Annotated in this window: 14 protein-coding genes; 5 read left to right on the top strand and 9 right to left on the bottom strand. The window is 71.1% G+C overall.

Features of this window, described 5'->3' with window-relative positions:
- A complete protein-coding gene (gene gnd / locus E5843_RS13720) occupies window positions 1–921 on the top strand; it encodes a phosphogluconate dehydrogenase (NAD(+)-dependent, decarboxylating) (RefSeq protein ID WP_136411395.1) in 921 nt (306 codons plus the stop codon).
- Window positions 922–951: 30 nt separating this feature from the next.
- Here gnd and E5843_RS13715 read toward each other — a convergent pair whose 3' ends face one another.
- Window positions 952–1266, bottom strand: coding sequence for a DUF2782 domain-containing protein (locus tag E5843_RS13715; protein ID WP_208002220.1), 315 nt, complete (start codon window positions 1264–1266; stop codon window positions 952–954).
- Between the two features lie 107 nt (window positions 1267–1373).
- Between E5843_RS13715 and polA the strand changes: the two genes are divergently transcribed.
- Window positions 1374–4142, top strand: a complete 2769-nt coding sequence (gene polA / locus E5843_RS13710; protein WP_136412970.1) for a DNA polymerase I — start codon at window positions 1374–1376, stop codon at window positions 4140–4142.
- Between the two features lie 741 nt (window positions 4143–4883).
- On the opposite strand, the gene E5843_RS13705 is transcribed toward polA, so the two are convergent.
- The 5 genes from E5843_RS13705 to glyQ form a co-directional block, all read right to left on the bottom strand.
- Window positions 4884–7892, bottom strand: a complete 3009-nt coding sequence (locus E5843_RS13705) for a translocation/assembly module TamB domain-containing protein (RefSeq protein ID WP_141066095.1) — start codon at window positions 7890–7892, stop codon at window positions 4884–4886.
- A gap of 925 nt (window positions 7893–8817) precedes the next feature.
- Window positions 8818–10659 (bottom strand): autotransporter assembly complex protein TamA, encoded by a 1842-nt coding sequence (locus tag E5843_RS13700; RefSeq protein WP_244240792.1) that lies wholly within the window; start codon window positions 10657–10659, stop codon window positions 8818–8820.
- A gap of 60 nt (window positions 10660–10719) precedes the next feature.
- The gene (gene glyS / locus E5843_RS13695) at window positions 10720–12840 is read right to left on the bottom strand and encodes a glycine--tRNA ligase subunit beta (protein WP_141066094.1); all 2121 of its coding nucleotides are present in this window, start codon (window positions 12838–12840) and stop codon (window positions 10720–10722) included.
- Window positions 12837–13085, bottom strand: coding sequence for a hypothetical protein (locus E5843_RS13690; RefSeq protein ID WP_136412967.1), 249 nt, complete (start codon window positions 13083–13085; stop codon window positions 12837–12839). The genes glyS and E5843_RS13690 overlap by 4 nt, the downstream gene beginning before the upstream one ends.
- Window positions 13082–13993, bottom strand: a complete 912-nt coding sequence (glyQ, locus tag E5843_RS13685; protein WP_134674464.1) for a glycine--tRNA ligase subunit alpha — start codon at window positions 13991–13993, stop codon at window positions 13082–13084. The genes E5843_RS13690 and glyQ overlap by 4 nt, the downstream gene beginning before the upstream one ends.
- Window positions 13994–14062: 69 nt before the next feature.
- Between glyQ and E5843_RS13680 the strand changes: the two genes are divergently transcribed.
- From E5843_RS13680 to E5843_RS13670, 3 genes are all read left to right on the top strand, one after another.
- A complete protein-coding gene (locus E5843_RS13680; RefSeq protein ID WP_141066093.1) occupies window positions 14063–15871 on the top strand; it encodes a GspE/PulE family protein in 1809 nt (602 codons plus the stop codon).
- A 271-nt stretch (window positions 15872–16142) separates the two neighbouring features.
- On the top strand, window positions 16143–16892 hold the full coding sequence (locus E5843_RS13675) for a glutamine amidotransferase (RefSeq protein ID WP_136412965.1): 750 nt from the start codon (window positions 16143–16145) through the stop codon (window positions 16890–16892).
- Between the two features lie 13 nt (window positions 16893–16905).
- Window positions 16906–17778, top strand: a complete 873-nt coding sequence (locus E5843_RS13670) for a BPSS1780 family membrane protein (RefSeq protein WP_141066092.1) — start codon at window positions 16906–16908, stop codon at window positions 17776–17778.
- A 29-nt stretch (window positions 17779–17807) separates the two neighbouring features.
- Here the strand turns inward: E5843_RS13670 and E5843_RS13665 are convergent, their stop codons facing one another.
- Genes E5843_RS13665 through tatB form a run of 3 tightly spaced genes read right to left on the bottom strand, consistent with a single transcriptional unit; the run spans window position 17808 to window position 19706 of the window.
- Window positions 17808–18506 (bottom strand): RDD family protein, encoded by a 699-nt coding sequence (locus E5843_RS13665; RefSeq protein ID WP_136412962.1) that lies wholly within the window; start codon window positions 18504–18506, stop codon window positions 17808–17810.
- Window positions 18507–18523: 17 nt separating this feature from the next.
- Window positions 18524–19279: a twin-arginine translocase subunit TatC gene (gene tatC / locus E5843_RS13660; protein WP_134674459.1), complete on the bottom strand. Its 756-nt coding sequence runs from the start codon at window positions 19277–19279 to the stop codon at window positions 18524–18526.
- Complete coding sequence (gene tatB, locus E5843_RS13655) at window positions 19263–19706, bottom strand: Sec-independent protein translocase protein TatB (protein WP_136412961.1); 444 nt, start codon at window positions 19704–19706, stop codon at window positions 19263–19265. The genes tatC and tatB overlap by 17 nt, the downstream gene beginning before the upstream one ends.
- Window positions 19707–19726 lie beyond the last annotated feature (20 nt).

Below are 19726 nucleotides of genomic sequence, written 5' to 3'. Positions count from 1 at the left end.
ATGGACCTCGGCATGATCGGGCTGGGCCGGATGGGCGCCGGCATGGGGTTGCGGCTGCGCCGCGGCGGCCACCGCGTGGTCGGCTACGACCCGGATGTCGATGCCACTGCGCAGGCCACGGCGCAGGGCATCGAAACCGTCGACACGCTCGATGCGCTGGTGGCCGCACTCGCCCCGCCGCGTGCGCTGTGGCTGATGGTGCCGGCCGGGGCCGCGGTGGAATCCACGCTGGAAGTGCTGCACCCGCTGCTGGCAGCCGGCGATACGGTCATCGAGGGCGGCAACAGCCACTACGCCGACAGCCAGCGCCGCGCCGCAGCGCTGGCCGAGGACGGCATCGGCTGGCTGGATGTCGGCACCAGCGGCGGCATCCGCGGCATCGACGCCGGCTACAGCATGACCCTCGGTGGCGAGGCGGCACTGGTCGAACGCCTGCAACCCCTGTTCGCCACCCTGGCGCCGTCAGCGGCGCGTGGCTGGGGCCGGGTGGGCCCGGCGGGCGCGGGCCACTACGCCAAGATGGTCCACAACGGCATCGAGTACGGGCTGATGCAGGCGTTTGCCGAAGGCTTCGCGATCCTCCACCACAAGCAGGAGTTCGACTTCGACCTCGCCGCGCTGGCCGACATCTGGCGCGAGGGCAGCGTGATCCGCAGCTGGCTGCTGGATCTCTCGGCAGAAGCGCTGCATGGCAACCCGGCATTGGCCGGCATCGCCCCGCAGGTGGCCGATTCCGGCGAAGGCCGCTGGACGGTGGCCGAGGCAATCGCACTCGACGTGCCGGCGCCGGTGATCACCCATGCGCTGATCGCGCGGTTGCGTTCGCGCGATGATGATGCCTTCGGAGACCGCCTGCTCGCCTCGCTGCGCGGCGCGTTCGGCGGCCATGGCGTGCCGCAGCGCGGCGAGACCGACCCCTGACGGGCGCGGCAGCTCAGTCCCACTCGAACATCAATCCCATTCGAACAGGCGGAAGTAGGTCACCGGCGGGTTGTCGCCTTCGCGGTTGTCGATGCTGCCGTCGCCGTCGCGGTCATAGAGGTAGTACACCGGGCCGCGCGAGGGTTGCACCCGCACCGCGCGCAGCTGGCCGGCGATGCGGTATTCGGTGATCACGTCGCCATTGGCCTCGGTGCGGGTGTTCTCCATCGCATCGGCGGGCAGCCCCTCGGGCCCACCGGCACCGGGGGTGCTGGCGCACGCCGCAAGCCCCAGGGCCAGCAGCAGCGACAGGGCAGGCAGGCCGGCGGTCGATCGGATATTCATCGCGTGCTCCTCGGCGGGTTGCGGCGATTATGCGTGCGGTGCCGCCACGGGGTCGTGAGCCGGCGGGCTTTCAGGGGACGCTAGAGGGCACACGGTAGAATCCCCCGATGCCACGCCTGGTTCTCATCGACGGTTCGTCGTACCTCTACCGCGCCTTCCATGCGCTGCCGCCACTGACCAACGCACAGGGCGAGCCGACCGGCGCGCTGTTCGGCGTGGTCAACATGCTGCGCGCGACGCTGAAGGAGCAACCCGAATACATCGCCTTCGTGGTGGACGCGCCCGGAAAGACCTTCCGCGACGATCTCTACGCCGACTACAAGGCGAACCGGCCGCCGATGCCCGACGACCTGCGCGCGCAGCTGCAGCCGATGTGCGAGATCGTCGAGGCGCTGGGGGTGCCGATCCTGCGCATCGAGGGCGTCGAAGCCGACGACGTCATCGGCACGCTGGCGATCGCCGCGGCCGCCGACGGCATCGACGTCACCATCTCCACCAGCGACAAGGATTTCGCCCAGCTGGTGCGGCCCGGCATCGCGCTGGTCAACACCATGAGCGGCAGCCGCATCGACAGCGACGACGCCGTGGTCGAGAAGTACGGCGTGCGCGCCGGCCAGATCGTCGACCTGCTGGCGCTGATGGGCGACGCGATCGACAACGTGCCCGGCGTCGACAAATGCGGCCCGAAGACCGCCGCCAAGTGGCTGGGCGAGTACGGCACGCTCGACGGCGTGATGGCGCATGCCGCATCGATCAAGGGCAAGATCGGCGACAACCTGCGCGCCGCGCTGGACCGCCTGCCGCTCAACCGCGAACTGGTCAGCATCCGCACCGACGTGCCGCTCGACCGCGGGCCGCGCGAACTGCCGTTGCGCGCGCGCGACAACGATGTGTTGCGCGGTCTCTATATGCGCTACGGCTTCACCCAGGCGCTGCGTGATCTCGACGGCAACGGCGTGCCCACCGCCGCCGATGGTCCGGTGAGCCTGCGCGCGACCGAGGCCGGCTTTGCCCGCAGCGGCGCGGCCGCGGCACCCGTGGCCCCGCCCGACCCCGCGCTTGCCGGTCCGGGCGAGTACGAGACGGTGACCGACGAGGCCCGCCTGGCGGCGTGGATCTGCAAACTGGAAGCAGCCGACGAGTTCGCGTTCGACGTCGAGACCGATTCGCTCGATGCGCTGCGTGCCAACCTGGTGGGCATCAGCCTCAGCGTCGAACCCGGCAAGGCCTGCTATATCCCGCTGGCGCACGACTATCCCGGTGCACCGCCGCAGCTCGCGTGCGGCCATGTACTCGATGCGCTGCGCCCGCTGCTGGCCGACCCCGCGCGCCGCAAGCTCGGCCACCACGGCAAGTACGACATCCACGTGATGCGCCGCCATGGCATCGACGTGGCCGGCTATGCCGACGACACCATGCTGGAGAGTTTCGTCCACAACGCCACCGCCAGCCGCCACGACATGGACTCGCTGGCGCGGCGCTACCTCGGCTTCGGCACCGTCGCCTACGACGACGTCACCGGCAAGGGCGCCAAGCGCATCGCGTTCGCCCATGTCGCGATCGACGACGCCACCCGCTACGCCGCCGAGGATGCCGACGTCACCCTGCGCCTGCACCGCGTGCTCGGCCCGCAGCTGGTCGCCGAGCCTGCGCTGGAACGCGTGTACCGCGAGATCGAGATCCCGCTGGTGCAGGTGCTGGCGCGCATCGAGGCCAACGGGGTGCTGGTCGATGCCGACGAGCTGCGCCGGCAGAGCGCCGACCTGTCGCGTCGCATGCTCGCCGCGCAGCAGAAGGCCACCGAGCTGGCCGGGCGCAGCTTCAACCTCGATTCGACCAAGCAGCTGTGCGCGCTGCTGTACGACGAGCTGGCGCTGCCGACGCTGGTGAAGACGCCGAAGGGCCAGCCCTCGGTCAACGAGGAAGCGCTGGAGGCGATCGCCGAGCTGCACGAGCTGCCGCGGGTGATCCTGGAATACCGCGGCCTGGCGAAGCTGCGCAGCACCTACACCGACAAGCTGCCGGAGATGATCAATCCGGAGACCGGCCGCCTGCACACCAGCTACCACCAGGCCGGCGCCGCCACCGGACGGCTGGCGTCGAGCGATCCCAACCTGCAGAACATCCCGATCCGCACCGACGACGGCCGGCGCATCCGCACCGCCTTCGTGGCGCCGCCCGGGCGGAAGATCGTCGCCTGCGACTACTCGCAGATCGAGCTCAGGATCATGGCCCACCTTTCGCAGGACGCCGGCCTGCTGCAGGCGTTCGCCTCGGGCGTCGACATCCATCGCGCCACCGCGGCGGAAGTGTTCGGCCGCCCGCTCGACGAGGTCACCAGCAACGAGCGCCGCGCCGCGAAGGCGATCAACTTCGGGCTGATGTACGGCATGGGCGCGTTCGGCCTGGCGCGCAACCTCGGTGTCGGCCGCGGCGAGGCGCAGGACTACATCGCGCTGTATTTCTCGCGCTACCCCGGCGTGCGCGACTACATGGACCGCACCCGCCAGCAGGCGCATGAGCAGGGCTACGTGGAGACGGTGTTCGGTCGCCGCCTGTACCTGGAGAACATCAACGCCCGCAATGCCGGCCTGCGCGCCGGGGCCGAGCGTGCGGCCATCAACGCGCCCATGCAGGGCACCGCCGCCGACATCATCAAGCGCGCGATGCTGACCATCGATGCGTGGCTGGCGGATGCGTTGCCGGACGCGAAGATGATCCTGCAGGTGCACGACGAACTGGTGTTCGAGGTGGCCGAAGGCGACGTCGACCTGTTGCTGGGCGGCGTCACCGAGCGGATGACCGCTGCGGCGTCGCTCGACGTGCCGCTGGTGGTGGATTGCGGCGTCGGCGCGAACTGGGACGAGGCGCACTGATAGGCAGGGTCAATCTGTGACGGGCGTTGCCATCCGGCACTGTAAACCCAGCCTGAATTCTTACGGTTTTCCCAGCACAATCTTCACGAACCATCCATGTACGGAATGCTCATATAGGCCCCGACGGATGCAACGTCCGTCGCAGATCTCTCCCTTCCCCTGGAGTGATCCCGGAACGCACCAGGCTTCTCCCCGAGCCCGCGTTCCCCGAGCCCCGCCGGCCCCCCCTGCCTGCGGGGCTTTTTATTGGCTCCTTTCCAGACGCCGGGGCAAAGAGCGACAGGGTCGGTGTGCTCGGGTGCCCGCGAGCCGCTCCGTTTTGCCTCGCGCCGCCCGTCGCGCGTATCGGGGGGTGTGCTCCCCCGGCCGGAGTCCGCGTCCAGCTACCACGGCCGGCCGCCGGCCATCCATGGCCGGCTGTCCGCACACCCCCCGATGCACGCGCCGGGCTCGGGCATTCGTCGGCTTCGGTACGAAGGGCAACAGCGGTTGCTACCGGCGTCGCTTGCGCGACGTGACGACCGTTCTTTGCCGTTGACCTTCGACCCGACGCGACGACAGCCCGGTGCCCGCCGCGGCCGCAGAGGGATGTCCAGAGCCGGCCATGGATGGCCGGCGGCCGGATGTGGTAGCGGGACGCGGAGATATCCGGCTGGCATCCCCCTGTGGCCGTAGTGGGCCCCCGGACTGCCCCCTGCGGGAACCTTTATTTGCTCCAAGGGGACGTTGCCGAAGCTCCCCTCAATCCCGCTCCCGACGCCAGTTGAGCGAGCCGCGGCTCTCCAGCGTGCTGGACTCGATCTCGACGTCGAAGCCGCGGCCGAGCAGGTATTTCAGCGTCAACACCTGGCCGGTGCCGAGCAGGGACACGCCGAAGCCGACGTACAGCCGCGGCGAGAGCTGCTTGCCGATGCCGAGCACGCTGCCGCCCAGCGCCCGCGACGCGCCGATGCCGGCGCTGTCGAGGCCGAGCCTGCTGCCCAGCTGCGAGGCGATGATGCCGCCACCCGCCGACAACGCCGCGCTGGCGGCGTCGAGCTGGGCGCCCTCGGCGCCGGTGACCGTGGTCAGCGAGCGGCCGAGCGCCAGATAGGCCAGCGCCTCCGACTGGTCGCGCGCGGGATCCGTCCACACGTCCACCGACGGTGACGACACGCGCCCGCGCACGTCGATCCCGGCGGTCAGCTCCTCCGCCTCGATGCGGCGTTCGGCGCGCAGGTTGATGACCGGGTCGGCGATCGGGTCGTTGCTCCAGGTGAAGGCACCGCGGGTGATCCGCAGCTCCTGGCCGTAGGCGCGATAGAGCCCGCTGGCGTTGAGCGACCCGAGGCCGATGATCTCGCGGCCCGGCACCTGGCGGATGCGCAGGCGGCCGCCGAGCTGGCCGGTCAGGCCGAAGCCGTTGAGGTGGACCTCGTCGCCGAGGGCGACGGTGAGGTCCAGGCTGATCCCGGTCGGCGGGCCCTGCTCGGGATCCACCGGATCCAGCACCACCACGTCGGGCGAGGTCGATACGCCTTCGCTCAGGCGCTCCAGGTCCAGCCGTGCCTCCGGCACGCCGACCTCGCCGGTGACGCTGATCGGCTGCCCCGGGGCGATGCGCACCACCAGGTCGGGGTCGGCGACCGCGTGCAGGTCGCGGGTGTCGGAGACCAGCACGTTGCTGCCGCGCAGGTTGAGCACGATCGGCGCCTGCCCGGTGAGGCCGAGGCTGCCGTCGATGCGCAGCGTGCCCTCGCCGGAGCGCAGGCTGCCGGCCAGGCGCGCGCTACCGTCCGCGGCGGCATCCAGGCGCAGGTTGCCGTCGGTGGGCGCGATCGCCAATGAGGGGATCTCGGTGCTGAAGCCGGTGAGCTCGGCCTGGCCGCCGATCCGCGGCGCCGCGCGCGTGCCGTCCACGGTGACCCGTGCCACCAGCTGGCCCTGCGGCTCGACGATGTCGGGCGAGAACAGCTCCACCCAGGTGAGGTTGTCGATGTCGGCCTCGAGCCGGCCCGACAGCGGCGCGTACGCATCCCAGCCAGTGCGCAGTTCCGCGCGCACGCGGCCGGTGTCGTCGATGGCGGTGGCCAGCGTGGCCTCGAGGCTGTTGGCGTTGAAGCTCGCCTCGAGCGCGAGGTCGGAATACGACACCACGTCGCGGCGCGCGCGCGGGCTGAAGCGCAGGCCGCCGCTGGCGGAGGTCAGCGCCACGTTGCCGGCGAAGCCGTTGCCGACCGGACGCAACCGCGCATCGATCGCCACCTCGCCACGCAGCGCCCACGGCGTGCCGTCCTCGCGCGGTGGCAGCCACGGCTCCACCAGCAGCAGCGGCAGTTGCCGGCCGGTGGCGGTGAGGCCGTTGCGCGGCCAGTCGGCGGCCACGCACAGCGAGCCGCCATCGGTGCCGAGGAAGCAGGACTCGTCGACCTGCCAGCGCCCGCCGCCCACCGCGAAGCGTGCCGGCGACTGCAGGTTCCACACCGCGCCGCGCGATGGCGCCAGCCGCAGCGCGTCGAGCGCACCGCGCCAGCCTTGGCCCGCGCGCTGCAGACTGGCGGCGAGGTCGAGCGCGCCGATGTTGCCGCGCGCACGCGCGGTGGCGTCGAACGCATCGATGCGGCCGCGTGCTTCGAGTTCGACGCTGTCCAGCAACACCCCCGCCTGCACCGCCTGCGCGGCCAGCGTCAGCCGGCCGTTGCCGCGTCCGCCGGGCAGGGCGCCCACCAGCCGCACCGAGCCGGCGGTGTAGTCGTTCCAGCGCAGGTCGCGGCCGGTGAGGTCGGCGGCGATCCCCGGCGCGTCGCGGCGGCCCGACAGCTGCAGCGTGCCCTCGACCCGGCCGCCGGCACCGGGCAGCAGGTCGTCGAGCTGCAGCGGGGCCAGGTTGGCGTCGATGTCGATCTGCTGCGCGATCTCTCCGCGGGCCACGACGTGGCTGTTGCCCAGCCGCAGGTCGACATCGCCGGCGAAATCGAACCCGGTTTCGGGTGCGGCCACCGTGGCCGGGCCGTGCAGCTCCACGCGTGCGTGCCCGGCAAGGCGGCGGTTGCGCAGGGTGCCGGCAAGGCGCGGGGCATCGACCAGGATGTCGAGGCCGCCGTCGGCCCGGGTGTCGCCGGTGCTGGCCAGGGTGCCGTCGATGCGGCCGTTCCAGTCCGGCAGGAAATACCCTGGGTCGAAGCCGGCGAGCTCGGCGTCGAGCCGCCAGGCAAGCGCCGGCGCCCAGGCCAGCGTGCCGTGGCCGTCGAGGCGCCCCTCCGGCATCGTCGCGCGCAGCGTGCGCAGCTGCATGCCGTCGGCGTTGCCGCGGCCGTCGAGCTCGACCTCGGCCCGCTGCGCATCGCGGGCGACGCTGGCCTTGCCGATCACCGCCCACGCATCCAGGGCACCGGCGAGGCCGAGATCGGCATCCGCGGTCACCGCGGGCGGCATCTCGCCGGTGGCCGCGTCGGCACGGCCGCGCCACTGCACGTCGCGCGCCGACAGCGAGAACTTCCCCTGTGGCCGCTCGCGGTCCGTGAAGTCGGCGCGGCCGCGCAGGCTGATGCGGCCATCCAGCGCGTCCACCCGCAGCGGGCGCAGTTCCAGCACCTGGTCCTCGAGTTGCACCGCCGACGGGTGGATGACCGCCTCCAGCTCGCCATAGCCGATCCGACCTTGCAGGTTGGCCTCGCCGCCGACGCCATCCGCCGCCAGCAACACGCGCAGCGGCGTGGCGCCGGCCTCGCCGCCCGCCAGCAGGGCAAGGTCGAGCGCCTCGGCATCCACGCCCAGCCGCCAGCCCGCCGCTCGCCGCCGCGCAGGGTGAGGTCGATGGCCAGCGGTGCCGGCGCATGCCCGCGCACGGCGATGGCCAGGTCGTTGACGTCGCCACGGGCCACCAGCCCCAGCCGTGGCCGGGTGCGCCCGGCCGGCGCCGGCAGCAGTGCGCTGGCGACCAGGTCCATGCGGTAGTCCTGGTCAGGCAGGTAATGACCGTGCACGCGGAACGCGCCGCGGTCGCTGTCGACCAGCAGGTTGTCCACGCGCAGGGCGCCATTGCTGGCGTCGAGCGCACCGCTCGCGCTGCGCACGTCGATGAGCGGTCCCTCGGCGCCGATCACCTCGAAGTCGCGGATGTCGATGCGGTCGGCCTGCAGCGCCAGCGGCAGCGGGCCGATCTGCGGTAGCGAACCGGGCCAGGTCGGCAGTTCGAACGGTTCGTCGCTCCCGGGCGGCAGCAGCAGCCGGGCATCGTCGACCTCCAGCGCGTCCAGCCGCAGGCGGCGGCCGAACAGCGGGCGGATGTCCGGATCCAGCATCACCCGCGCCGCCTCGAACGACAGCGTCAGCGGCTCGTCGCAGTCGCCGAACGGCACCGGCTCCTCGTCGCGGTCCGGGCAGGCCTGATAGACGAAGCGCACGTCGTACAGGGTCAGCGGGCCGCTCGCCGGGCCTTCGGCCGCGCGCCATTCGAATACGGTGCCGGCCGGCAGCCGCGCCTGGATCTGCGCGAGCAGGAAGTCGCGCCCGCCCAGCGTGGTCAGCAGCCAGTACGCCAGCCCGACCGCCAACAGCCCGAGCACGCCGACCGCGATGCCCGAGCGCCACGCCAGCCAGCGCAACCGCTTGCGCCGGCGTGCGCGCAGTTCGGCGATGCGCGCCTCGCGCGCTTCCGCGGCCTCGCCGTCGCGCTGGCTTTCGAAGACCGCCATCAGAACGAGGTCCCGATGTCGAGGTGCAGGGTGAATGGCGAATCGGGTTCGTCGAGGCCGCGGGCGATGTCGAAGCGCAGCGGCCCCACCGGCGACGCCCAGCGCACGCCGGCGCCGACGCCGGTGCGCCAGTCGGGGCGGTCGTCATAGGCACTGCCGGAATCGGCGAACACCGCGAAGCCGAAGCTGTTGGCGAAGTAGTGCTCGAACTCCACGCTGGCGGTGGTGACGTGCTTGGCGCCGATGGCGAAGTCGCCGATACGCGGGCCGACCTCGCGCCAGTCGTAGCCGCGGATGCTGCGATCGCCGCCGGCGTAGAAGCGCAGGCTCGGCGGCATGTCGGTGAGCGCGCCGGTCGACGTGGTGCCCAGCTCGCCACGCACGATCAGCCGGTTGCGCTCGCCGAAGCCGCGGTACCAGGTGGCGCGCGCATGCAGCTGCCCGAAGCTGGCATCCGAACCCACGCCCTCGGCGCCGCCGCGCAGCACCAGGGTGCCGCCGATGCCTTCGCGCGGGAACAGGCGGTCGTCGACGTCGATGTATTCCGCGCGCAGCGACGGATACAGGAACGTGGCGTAGCGGTAGTCGCGCGCCAGGTCGTCGGTGGCATCGTCGCCGTCGTCGACGACGTAGCCCCATCGCTCCCGCAGCGCATGCAGCGAAGCGACGAGGTTGAGGTTGCGGCTGTACTGGCCGGTGCGGCTGCCGACCAGTTCGAGCCGGCGGCTGTCGATATAACGGGTCTGCTCGTCGGCGCCCTGCAGGCTGATCGCGTACCAGCCATCGAGCCAGGCGAACGCAGGGATGCGGTACTGCAGCGTGGCGGTCTTGCGGCGTTGCGCCCAGTCCAGCTGCACCAGCGCCTTGTGGCCGCGGCGGTTGACGTAGCGCCGCTCCTCGCCAAGGCGGAAACCGGCGCCACTGTCGGTGCCGTAGGACAGGCCGGCGGTCTGCACCTTGCGCGGCGCCGGGGTCAGGGTGACCTGCACCGGCACCTGGTGGTCGACCGCGTTGTCCGGCTGCGGATCGATGCTGATGCTGCTGAAGTAGTCCAGCCGCTGCAGCGAGGTGCGCAGGCGGTCGAGGCGGCCCTGGTGGTAGTACTCGCCCTGTTCCCAGTACACCAGCCGCTCCAGCAGGCCCGGATCGATGACCTCCTGCGGGGTCTGGGTGAAGGTGGTCGGCCCCATGTCGTAACGCTCGCCACTGGTCCACACCAGTTCGATGTCGGCGGCGTGGTCGGCACGCGTCACTTCGACCCGGCGCGCGCTGAAGTCGGCATCGAAGTAGCCGCGCTGGGCCAGCCGGCGGCTGATGCGGTTCTTGCTGGCCTCGTAGACCGGATGGTCGAGGACGGCGCCAGGGGCCGGCGCGAACGCGTCGAGTTCCTCGGCGAGGTACCGGTCGCGCGCGCCCTCGCCGAGGATGGCGATGTTGGAATGGCGGATGCGCACCGGCTCGCCCGGATCGACGGTGATGGTCACCCAGACCGGCGCGCGCCGCGGGTCGCCGGTACCACTGCCGTTGCCGTTGGCGGGTTCGCGCTCGACGGTGATCGTCGGCGAATAGAAGCCGAACGGTTCCAGCGCCTCGCGGGTCTCGTCCTCGGCCTCGCGCAGCATGTAGGCGAGGCGGCGGAACGACACGTCGCGGCCCTGTGCCTGCTCGAGCGACAGCGAGACGCGGACGTTCTCGGTCATCTCCTCATCGAGGCCGACAATGGTGACCGCGCCGACCTCGATCGCCTGCGCCAGCGCCGGCGACAGCAGCGCGGCAAGGGCGAAGGCACGGAGGATGGCCGGGTGCGAACGGGGCAGGGTGACGCGTTGGGGGGCACGCATGCGCGGCAGCATACCGAACGCCATGCGATGCCCGATTGACGTGTCGTGGCGGCTGCGACCTCAGCCCGACAGCTGCTCGATCGCCGCCACGCTGCCCAGTCGCCCGCCCAGCCGCTTCAGCAGCGCCAGCCGGTTGGCGCGCACCGCCGGGTCGTCGGCGTTGACCATCACCGCGTCGAAGAACGCATCCACCTGCGGGCGCAACCGCGCCAGCCGCGCGAGTGCGTCGACATAGTCGCCCCGCGCCAGCGCCTGCGTGGTCTCGCCGTAGACCGCTTCTACCGCTTCGGCCAGCGCGCGCTCGGCGGGCTCGGTGAACAGCGCAGGGTCGACCTGCGCCGGCACCTCGATGTCGGCCTTGCGCAGGATGTTGCGGATGCGTTTGTCGGCGGCGGCCAGCGCCTCGGCTTCCGGCAACGCGGCGAAGCTGCCGATGGCATCGATGCGGCGGTCGAAGTCGTACAGCGATGCGGGCTTCAATGCCGCGACCGCGGCGAAGTGCTGCGGCGGCACGCCGCGGTCCTCGTAGTAGCCGCGCAGGCGGTCGAGGATGAAGTCGTGGAGTTCGTTGCGGTCGGCGATGGTGGTGGCGCCGTCCTTGCCGGTCGGCAACGCACCAACGGCTGCGATCGCCGAGTCAAGCAGCTGCGGCAGGTCGAGATCGAACCCGCTCTCGATAATCGTGCGCGCCAGCCCCAGCGCATTGCGGCGCAGCGCGAACGGGTCCTTGTTACCGGTCGGCTTCAGCCCCGCGGCAAACCCGCCGGCGAGCGTGTCCAGGCGCTCGGCGATCGCCAGCACCTTGCCCAGCGGCGACAGCGCGATGTCGTCGCCGGAAGAGCGCGGCTGCCAGGCCTCGTCGATGGCGTTGGCCAGCACGCTGCGGTCGTCGTGCGAAAGGTCGTCGAGCGACGGGTCCTGCAGTGCGTAGTAGCGCCCGGCGATGCCCTGCAGTTCCGGGAACTCGTTGACCAGGCGCGACTGCAGGTCGGCCTTGGACAGCTCCGCCGCGCGGCGGGCGAGCGCGGCGTCCACGCCGACCCGCGGGGCGATCGCCTCGGCAAGTGCCGCGACCCGGCCGACCTTGTCGGCCAGCGTGCCCAGCATTGCCTGGTAGGTCACCGTCGCGAGCCCGGCGTTCATCGACGGCAGGCCCTGGCGGATGTCCTCGACGAAGAAGAACTGCGCATCGGCGAAGCGCGGCCGGATCACCCGTTCGTAGCCCTTGCGCACCTCGGCCTCGTCGGTGGAGTCGATATTGGCGATGCCGATGAAATGCTCCATCAGCCGGCCGTCGCTGCCGAGTACCGGGAAGAATTTCTGGTTGGCCTCCATGGTGGCGACCAGCGCTTCCTGCGGCACCGCGAGGAACTGCGGCTCGAACGAACACGCGACCGCCTTCGGCCACTCCACCAGGCAGGTGACCTGGGCCAGATTGTCAGCGTCGATGCGCGCGCTGCCGCCGGCAGCCGCGGCAGCGGTCGTCACCTCGTCGACGATGCGCGCGCGGCGCTCGTCGGGATCCACCAGCACCTTTGCCGCACGCAGCGCGTCGACATAGTCGCCCGGCCGTGCGATCGACACCGGGCCATCGTGCATGAAGCGGTGGCCGCGGCTGTCGCGGCCGGCGGCACAGCCGAACGCGTCGGCGGCGACCACCTCATCGCCCAGCAGCGCCACCAGCCACAGCACCGGCCGTGCGAACGCCCAGCCGTGCGCACCCCAGCGCATCGGCTTGGGCACCGGGATCGCGTCGATCGCCTCGGCCAGCACCGCCGGCAGCAGGTCGGCGGTGGGGACGCCGGGCGTGACCGCCCGGTGCACGAAGCGCTCACCCTTCTGGTCGCTGGTGCGCTCGAGCGCGGTCCACTCGACCCCGGCCTTCTGCGCGAAGCCCTGCAGCGCACGGGTCGGCTGCCCGTCGGCATCCAGCGCGATGTTGACGTACGGCCCCAGCACTTCCGATCGCTGCTCGGGCTGGGTGGTGGCCACGCCCGGCAGCAGCACCGCGAGGCGGCGCGGCGTGTACAGCGGCTTGGCATCGCCGCGCTCGACCGCCATGCCGCGCTTCTCCAGCGCGCCGACCACGCCGTCGAAGAACGCCTGCGCCAGCGCGGGCAGCGCCTTGACCGGCAGTTCCTCGGTGCCGAGTTCGATCAGCAGGGGGGCGGAGGTGGTCATGGCAGGTCGTTCCGGATCGAGAGGAGGTGGCCGTGGTCAACGCCCGTGGGCGCGGCCGGCCGGTCTTTGTTGAGCATCAGCAGCACGACGCCGGCCAGCGGCATCAGCAGCAGGCCGAAGAAGAACCACAGCCACGGGTTGCGCCGCGTCTGCTGCGCCCAGTAGGCGGCGAAGAACGCGAATGCAGCTGGCGCGGTCAGCAACCACAGCAGCGCCGCGGTGAGCAGGCCGGAGACGCCGCTCATGCAGCGGCCGTGCGCTGCTGCTTCAAACCCGGGAAACCGAGTTTCTCGCGCTGGGCGAAATACGCCTGCGCCACCGCCTGCGACAGCCGGCGTACGCGCAGGATGTAGCGCTGGCGCTCGGTGACGCTGATCGCGCGGCGCGCGTCGAGCATGTTGAAGCTGTGGCTGGCCTTCATCACCTGCTCGTAGGCCGGCAGCGGCAGGTCGAGTTCCACCAGCTTCAGCGCCTCCGCCTCGCAGGCGTCGAAGCGGTGCAGCAGCTCCGGCACGTCGGCGACCTCGAAGTTGTAGCGGCTCTGCTCCACCTCGTTCTGGTGGTAGACGTCGCCGTAATGCACCGGGGTGCCGTCGGGGCCGTGGGTCCACACCAGGTCGTAGACGTTGTCGCAGTTCTGCAGGTACATGCACAGCCGCTCGAGGCCGTAGGTGATCTCGCCAAGCACCGGCCGGCACTCCAGGCCGCCGGCCTGCTGGAACCAGGTGAACTGGGTGACTTCCATCCCGTTCAACCACACTTCCCAGCCCAGGCCCCAGGCGCCGAGCGTGGGCGATTCCCAGTTGTCCTCGACCAGGCGCAGGTCGTGCACCCGCGGGTCGATGCCGAGGCTCTTCAGCGAGTCGAAATACAGCTCGACGATATTGTCGGGCGAGGGCTTCATCGCCACCTGGTACTGGTAGTAGCGCTGCAGGCGGTTCGGGTTCTCGCCATAGCGGCCGTCGGTGGGGCGGCGGCAGGGCTGCACGTAGGCGGCATTCCACGGCTCCGGGCCGAGCGAACGCAGGAACGTGGCCGGATGGAAGGTGCCCGCGCCGACCTCGAGGTCCAGCGGCTGGATCAGCACGCAACCCTGCTCCGCCCAGTAGGCGTTGAGGCGCCGGATCAGCTCCTGGAACGTGGGTGCGGACATCGTCGGCAGGCTCGCGAATAAGGGCGCGCTAGTATACGGCGCACCCTCCGCACTCCCGGCAGCCGGTCCTTGAGCGAAGCACGCACCGAACGCCCCCAGGCCTCCGCCGCGCTGCCGCCCGGACGGCTGGCGATCGCACCGCTGATCGACGCGCTGGCCGCTGATGGACTGATCGGCGCCGAGGAAGCCGCCCGTGCGCATGCCGGCAGCCGCCACCTGCGTGGTATCGACACCGTGCATCCGCTGGTGCTGCTGGCCAACCTCAAGCTGGCCTCCACGCGCCGGCCCGGCACCGAGCTCGGACTCGAGGCGCTGACCGAATGGCTGGCTGCGCGCACCGGCCTGACCTACCGCCGCATCGACCCGACCCGGCTCGACGTCGCCGGCGTCACCGATCTGATCTCGCATGCGTATGCGCGCAGGCACCGCATCCTGCCGCTGGAAGTGGGGCCCGAGCGCGCGCTGATCGCCACCAGCGAACCGCTGGCGCTGGACTGGCTGCCCGACCTGCAGCGCCTGCTTCGCCGCGACATCACCCTCGAGGTCGCCAGCCCGCTCGACCTCAACCGCTACACCATGGAATTCTTCGGCGTCACCCGTTCGCTGCGCGGCGCGCGCGAGCAGCGCGACGGCGCGGGTGGCGGTGGCGATGCACCGAGCTTCGAGCAGCTGGTGGAGCTGGGGAAGTCCGGCGACGTCAACGCCGACGACCACCACATCGTCCACATCGTCGACTGGCTGCTGCAGTACGCCTACGAACAGCGCGCTTCCGATATCCATCTCGAACCGCGGCGCGACCTCGGCCGCGTGCGCTTCCGCATCGACGGCGTGCTGCACAAGGTGTTCGAGATGCCGCCGCCGGTGATGACCGCGGTGGTGTCGCGCATCAAGGTGCTCGGGCGCATGGACCTGGCCGAACGCCGGCGCCCGCAGGACGGCCGCATCAAGACCCGCTCGCCGGGCGGGCGCGAAGTGGAGATGCGCCTGTCGACGATGCCCACCGCGTTCGGCGAGAAGTGCGTGATGCGCATCTTCGATCCGGACACCGCGTTCAAGCCGATCGGGCAGCTCGGCTTCGACGCCGGCGAGGCGGCGGCGTGGGAGGAACTGGTGCAGCGCCCGCACGGCATCGTGCTGGTGACTGGCCCCACCGGCTCGGGCAAGACCACCACGCTGTATTCGACGCTGCGGCGGCTGTCGACGCCCGACGTCAACGTCTGCACCGTGGAGGACCCGATCGAGATGGTCGCGCCGGAGCTCAACCAGACCCAGGTGCATACCGCGATCGACCTGACGTTCGCCCAGGGCGTGCGCACGCTGCTGCGGCAGGACCCGGACATCATCATGATTGGCGAGATCCGCGACCTCGATACCGCGCAGATGGCGGTGCAGGCCTCGCTGACCGGACACCTGGTGCTGTCGACGCTGCACACCAACGATGCGCCGTCGGCGGTCACCCGCCTGCTGGATCTTGGCCTGCCGCATTACCTGATTGCTTCCACCCTTAACGGCGTGCTCGCGCAGCGTCTGGTGCGCACGCTGTGCGCGCACTGCAAGCGCCCGGGCCAGGTCCCCGACGCCGGCTGGCAGGCATTGCTCGATCCCGGCGAGCCGGTACCGTCCGGCCAGCCGCATGTGCCGGTGGGTTGCCTCGAATGCCGCAACACCGGCTACCAGGGCCGCGTCGGCCTGTACGAGCTGATGCCGGTGACATCGCAGCTGCGCGCGATGATCCGCCCCGACATGGAACTGGCCGCGTTCGCGCGCACAGCCGTCGGCGGCGGCCTGCGCACCCTGCGTCGCGCGGCTGCGGAAAAGGTCGCCCAGGGCCTGACCACGGTCGAGGAAGTACTGACAGTGCTGCCGCCGCGGGAGTGAGCATCTGTACCCCTCTCCCGCGAGCGGGAGAGGGGTGCCCCGCAGGGGCGGGTGAGGGCGCGATTGGCGGAGGGCTGCTTATCCGAGGTACGTGCCCTCGTTCTCCGTAAGATCGCGATTCCGGCAGGCGCCCCAGCGCATCGTCTTGCGCACCCACAGCCCCGACAAGTACTCATTGCCCGCACAACGCCCGCGCGTTCCGCGTGCGCGATCGCAGCGTCCTCCCGCGCCGGGCAATCGTGCAGCCGCACGCCGGTATCATGGCGCGCACATGAGTGCCTCCTTCCTGATCCTTGAAACCGGACGTCCGATCGCGTCCATGCGCCGCCACGGCGGCTTCGACCACTGGATCCGCGTCGCCGCCGGCCTGCGTGCCAGCGCGGTGGAGACCGTGGATGCGCAAACCGGGGACACGCTGCCCGACCCGGGCGACCGCATCGGCGTCCTCGTCACCGGCTCCGGTGCGATGGTCAGCGACCGCGAGCCCTGGAGCGAGCGTGCCGCGCAGTGGCTCAAGGCCGCGGTGGAGTCCGGCGTGCCGGTGTTCGGCATCTGCTACGGCCACCAGCTGCTGGCGCACGCGCTGGGTGGCGAGGTCGCCGACAACCCGGCCGGTCGCGGCATGGGCACCGTGCAAGTGGAAACCACCGCCGGCGCTGCCGACGACCCGCTGTTCGCCGGCCTGCCCTCGCCGTTCGGCGCGCAGGCGACGCACCTGCAGAGCGTGCGACAGCTGCCCGAAGGCGCGCAGTGCCTGGCCACGGCCGCGCACGACCCGAACTATGCATTCCGCTTCGGCAACCAGGCCTGGGGCGTGCAGTTCCATCCCGAGTTCTCCGCCATGCACATGCGCGGCTACATCCGTGCGCGCGCCGATGTCCTGCGTGCCGAAGGCACCGATCCGGTCGCGCTGGCACGGGCGGTTTCTGCCGCACCGCACGCGCGCAATCTGCTGCGTCGGTTCGTGCGCCACGCGTACACTGTGCGCAGCCGCGTCGGCGCAGTGCCGGACGGGCGATAGGGAGCAGAAGGCGATGAGCGACGTGCGCAAGGTGTCCGCAGGGGCCGGCGCGGAATGGCTGCTGGGCGGTTTCGGGCTGCTGCGCAAGGCACCGGCCGGGCTGCTGGCGACGGGTGCTGCGCTCGGCCTGGTGACCGGCCTGCCGATGTTGCTGGCCGAAGTGGCGCCGGGCATGTTCCTCGGGCTGCAGGCACTGATCATGCTGCTCACTCCGGTGCTGCTGGGCGGGTTCGTGTATGCCATGCAGCAGGTCGACCGCGGCGGCGCCGCGTCGCCCGCGCACCTGCTGGAAGGCTTCCGCAACGGGCGCACGCTGCCGTTGATGGCGCAGCTGGTTCCGCAGATCGCCTTCGGCATCGCCGCGATCGTGCTGCTTGTGCTGATGGTCGGCGTCGACCAGTTGCAGACCCTGGTGGCGGCGATGGAAACCGCGCAGGGCCAGTCCAACCCCGATCCCGCGCTGTTCGCGGGCCTGCCGGCCGGGCGCCTGCTGCTGTGGATGCTGCTGGTGATCGCGCTGGTGATCGCGGTGTACTTCTACACCTTCGTCGCCTCGCCGCAGATCATGCTGGAGCGCCGCCCGGCGTTCGAGGCGATGGGGCGCAGCTTCCGCGCCTGCCTGCGCAACCTGCCGGCGATGCTGGTGTTCATCGTGCTGACGCTGATCGTCGCGGTGCTGATGAGCGTGGCCGCGCAGGTCGTCGCCGCACTGTTCGGCCTGGTGGGCGGCCTGCTGGTCGGGGCCCTGTTCGGCCAGGTCGTGCTGATGGCGGTGCTGATGCCGGTGGTGATCGGCGCGATCTACACCGCCTGGTCGCAGATGGTGGCGCCAGCCGCCCGCGCGACCATCGCGGCCGCAGCCACGAGTTCCGGTATCGAAGTCTGATCGCGGCTCCCGGCGCGCCCCGCGCCTGGTCAGCCGAGGGCGCGCAGCAGCGCCGCGTCCACCCGCGCCTGCAGCGCGATCATCAGCACGGCGAGGGCGAGGCAGGCCAGTGCCGCCTGCAGCCACAACCACGCCGCCGTCCAGCGCGGCAGGGCGTCCATGTCGGTCACAACGCGCATCCCGGCGATGCGGTCATGCAGGGCCTGGTGTCGCGGCGGCATCGCCGCCATCAGGTGACCCAGGTTGAGGCTCAGCCACGACAGCAGGCCGGCGGCCTGGCGCAGCGCGTGGTGCCTGCAGGATGCCGGCGCACCATCGTCCGTACTGATCACCCGCAGCCGCAGCACGCGCTTGCCCGGCGTCGCGCCGCGCGCGCATTCGAACGCGGTCGCATACAGCCAGGACAGCAGCGCGAACGTCACCAGCGGCAGCAGCAACGCGTGACCCAGTGCGTCCGCGAAGCGCGAGGTGGCCGTGAGGACAGCAGGATCGCCGAGAAGCTGCGCCGGTGACGGCACGCCAGGCAGTGCCGACAGCAGTGGTTGCAGCATCGCGTCGAGAAGCGTCGCGAACGCGGCGTCGAGCGCCCCGAGGCGTGCAGCCAGCGACGTCGCCACCAGCGCCAGCGTGACCACAGCCACCAGCGCCGCATCCAACGACCACGCCGTCCAGCGTTGCAGCAGCGATGCCGGGCGTGGCGGCGATACGGCAGGTGTCGGCGCCGCCATGCGTGGCCGCGCCGACGTCACGATTCTTCGGCGGCGCGCCCGTCGGCCGGCACCAGCATCCGCGCCGCGATCAGGCCCGCTTCGTAGAGCAGGCACATCGGGATCGCCAGCATCAGCTGCGACACGACGTCCGGCGGGGTGACCACGGCGGCGACCACGAACACGCCGACGATCGCGTAGCCGCGCGACTCACGCAGCTGGTTCGGCGTCACCCAGCCCATCAGCACCAGGATCACCATCGCCACCGGCAGCTCGAAGCTGAGGCCGAAGGCGAGGAAGATCACCAGCACGAAGTTCAGGTAGGCATGGATGTCGGTCATCATCGCCACGCCATCGGGCGTCACCGCGGTGAGGAAACCGAACACCACCGGCAGCACGAGGAAGAACGCGAACGCGCAGCCGGCGTAGAACAGCAGCAGCGCCGACGCCAGCAGCGGCATCGCCAGGCGCTTCTCGCGCCGGTACAGGCCGGGTGCGACGAACGCCCACAGCTGGTACAGCAGCCACGGCATCGTGGCGATCAGGGCGACGAAGAAAGCGAGTTTGAGCGGCGCGAAGAACGGCGAGGCCACCTCGACCGCGATCAGGGTCGAACCTTCCGGCAGCTTGTCCAGCAGTGGCTGCGCCAGCCAGGCGTAGAGGCGATTGGCGAACGGCAGCAGGCCGACGAACACCAGCATCAGGCCGGCGATCGCGCGCAACAGGCGCGAGCGCAACTCGATCAGGTGATCGAGCAGGCTGCCGTCGACCGAGGACTCAGCATCGTTCGTCATCGGATCCGGTCGGTTCGCTGGGGCGTGCGGACGGCATGGCGACGGAGTCGCCGGCGCTGTCCGCAATCGCTGCGGGCGCGTCGGTCTCGGCGCCGGTCGCGTCGGGGGTGTCCGTGGCGCCTGGCGCGGTCCCGGTGGTGGTCACCCCAGCGCGCAATTGCTGCGCTTCGCGGCGTATGGCGGCGTCGGCGTCGCGGATCCCGCGATCGGTGTCGCGCATCGCACTGCGCGCCTGCTCGAGGTTGCGCTTGAGTTCCTCGGCGGCCAGCTCGCGCTCGAACTCGGAGCGCACCGATTGCCATTGCGCCCGCGCGCGTCGCACCCACAGGCCGGTGAAGCGCGCGGCACGCGGCAAGCGCTCGGGCCCCAGTACGACCAGGGCCACGACGGCGATCACCAGGAGTTCGGCGAAGCTGAGGTCGAACATGGGGCGGCGCTACGCGCAGG

It is taken from the genome of Luteimonas yindakuii, from assembly GCF_004803715.2.
In the GTDB taxonomy this organism is placed as follows: domain Bacteria; phylum Pseudomonadota; class Gammaproteobacteria; order Xanthomonadales; family Xanthomonadaceae; genus Luteimonas; species Luteimonas yindakuii.
Note: the sequence above shows the minus strand (reverse complement) of the source record. Positions and strands in the feature narration are given on the sequence as shown.

Bases quoted from the DNA above. Each gene is read 5' to 3' on its own strand.
- E5843_RS13670 (WP_141066092.1), top strand. From the start codon at position 16,906: ATGAGCGACGTGCGCAAGGTGTCCGCAGGGGCCGGCGCGGAATGGCTG.
- E5843_RS13665 (WP_136412962.1), bottom strand. From the start codon at position 18,506: ATGGCGGCGCCGACACCTGCCGTATCGCCGCCACGCCCGGCATCGCTG.
- tatB (WP_136412961.1), bottom strand. From the start codon at position 19,706: ATGTTCGACCTCAGCTTCGCCGAACTCCTGGTGATCGCCGTCGTGGCC.
- gnd (WP_136411395.1), top strand. From the start codon at position 1: ATGGACCTCGGCATGATCGGGCTGGGCCGGATGGGCGCCGGCATGGGG.
- E5843_RS13715 (WP_208002220.1), bottom strand. From the start codon at position 1,266: ATGAATATCCGATCGACCGCCGGCCTGCCTGCCCTGTCGCTGCTGCTG.
- glyQ (WP_134674464.1), bottom strand. From the start codon at position 13,993: ATGTCCGCACCCACGTTCCAGGAGCTGATCCGGCGCCTCAACGCCTAC.
- tatC (WP_134674459.1), bottom strand. From the start codon at position 19,279: ATGACGAACGATGCTGAGTCCTCGGTCGACGGCAGCCTGCTCGATCAC.
- E5843_RS13675 (WP_136412965.1), top strand. From the start codon at position 16,143: ATGAGTGCCTCCTTCCTGATCCTTGAAACCGGACGTCCGATCGCGTCC.
- glyS (WP_141066094.1), bottom strand. From the start codon at position 12,840: ATGACCACCTCCGCCCCCCTGCTGATCGAACTCGGCACCGAGGAACTG.
- polA (WP_136412970.1), top strand. From the start codon at position 1,374: ATGCCACGCCTGGTTCTCATCGACGGTTCGTCGTACCTCTACCGCGCC.
- E5843_RS13700 (WP_244240792.1), bottom strand. From the start codon at position 10,659: ATGCGTGCCCCCCAACGCGTCACCCTGCCCCGTTCGCACCCGGCCATC.
- E5843_RS13690 (WP_136412967.1), bottom strand. From the start codon at position 13,085: ATGAGCGGCGTCTCCGGCCTGCTCACCGCGGCGCTGCTGTGGTTGCTG.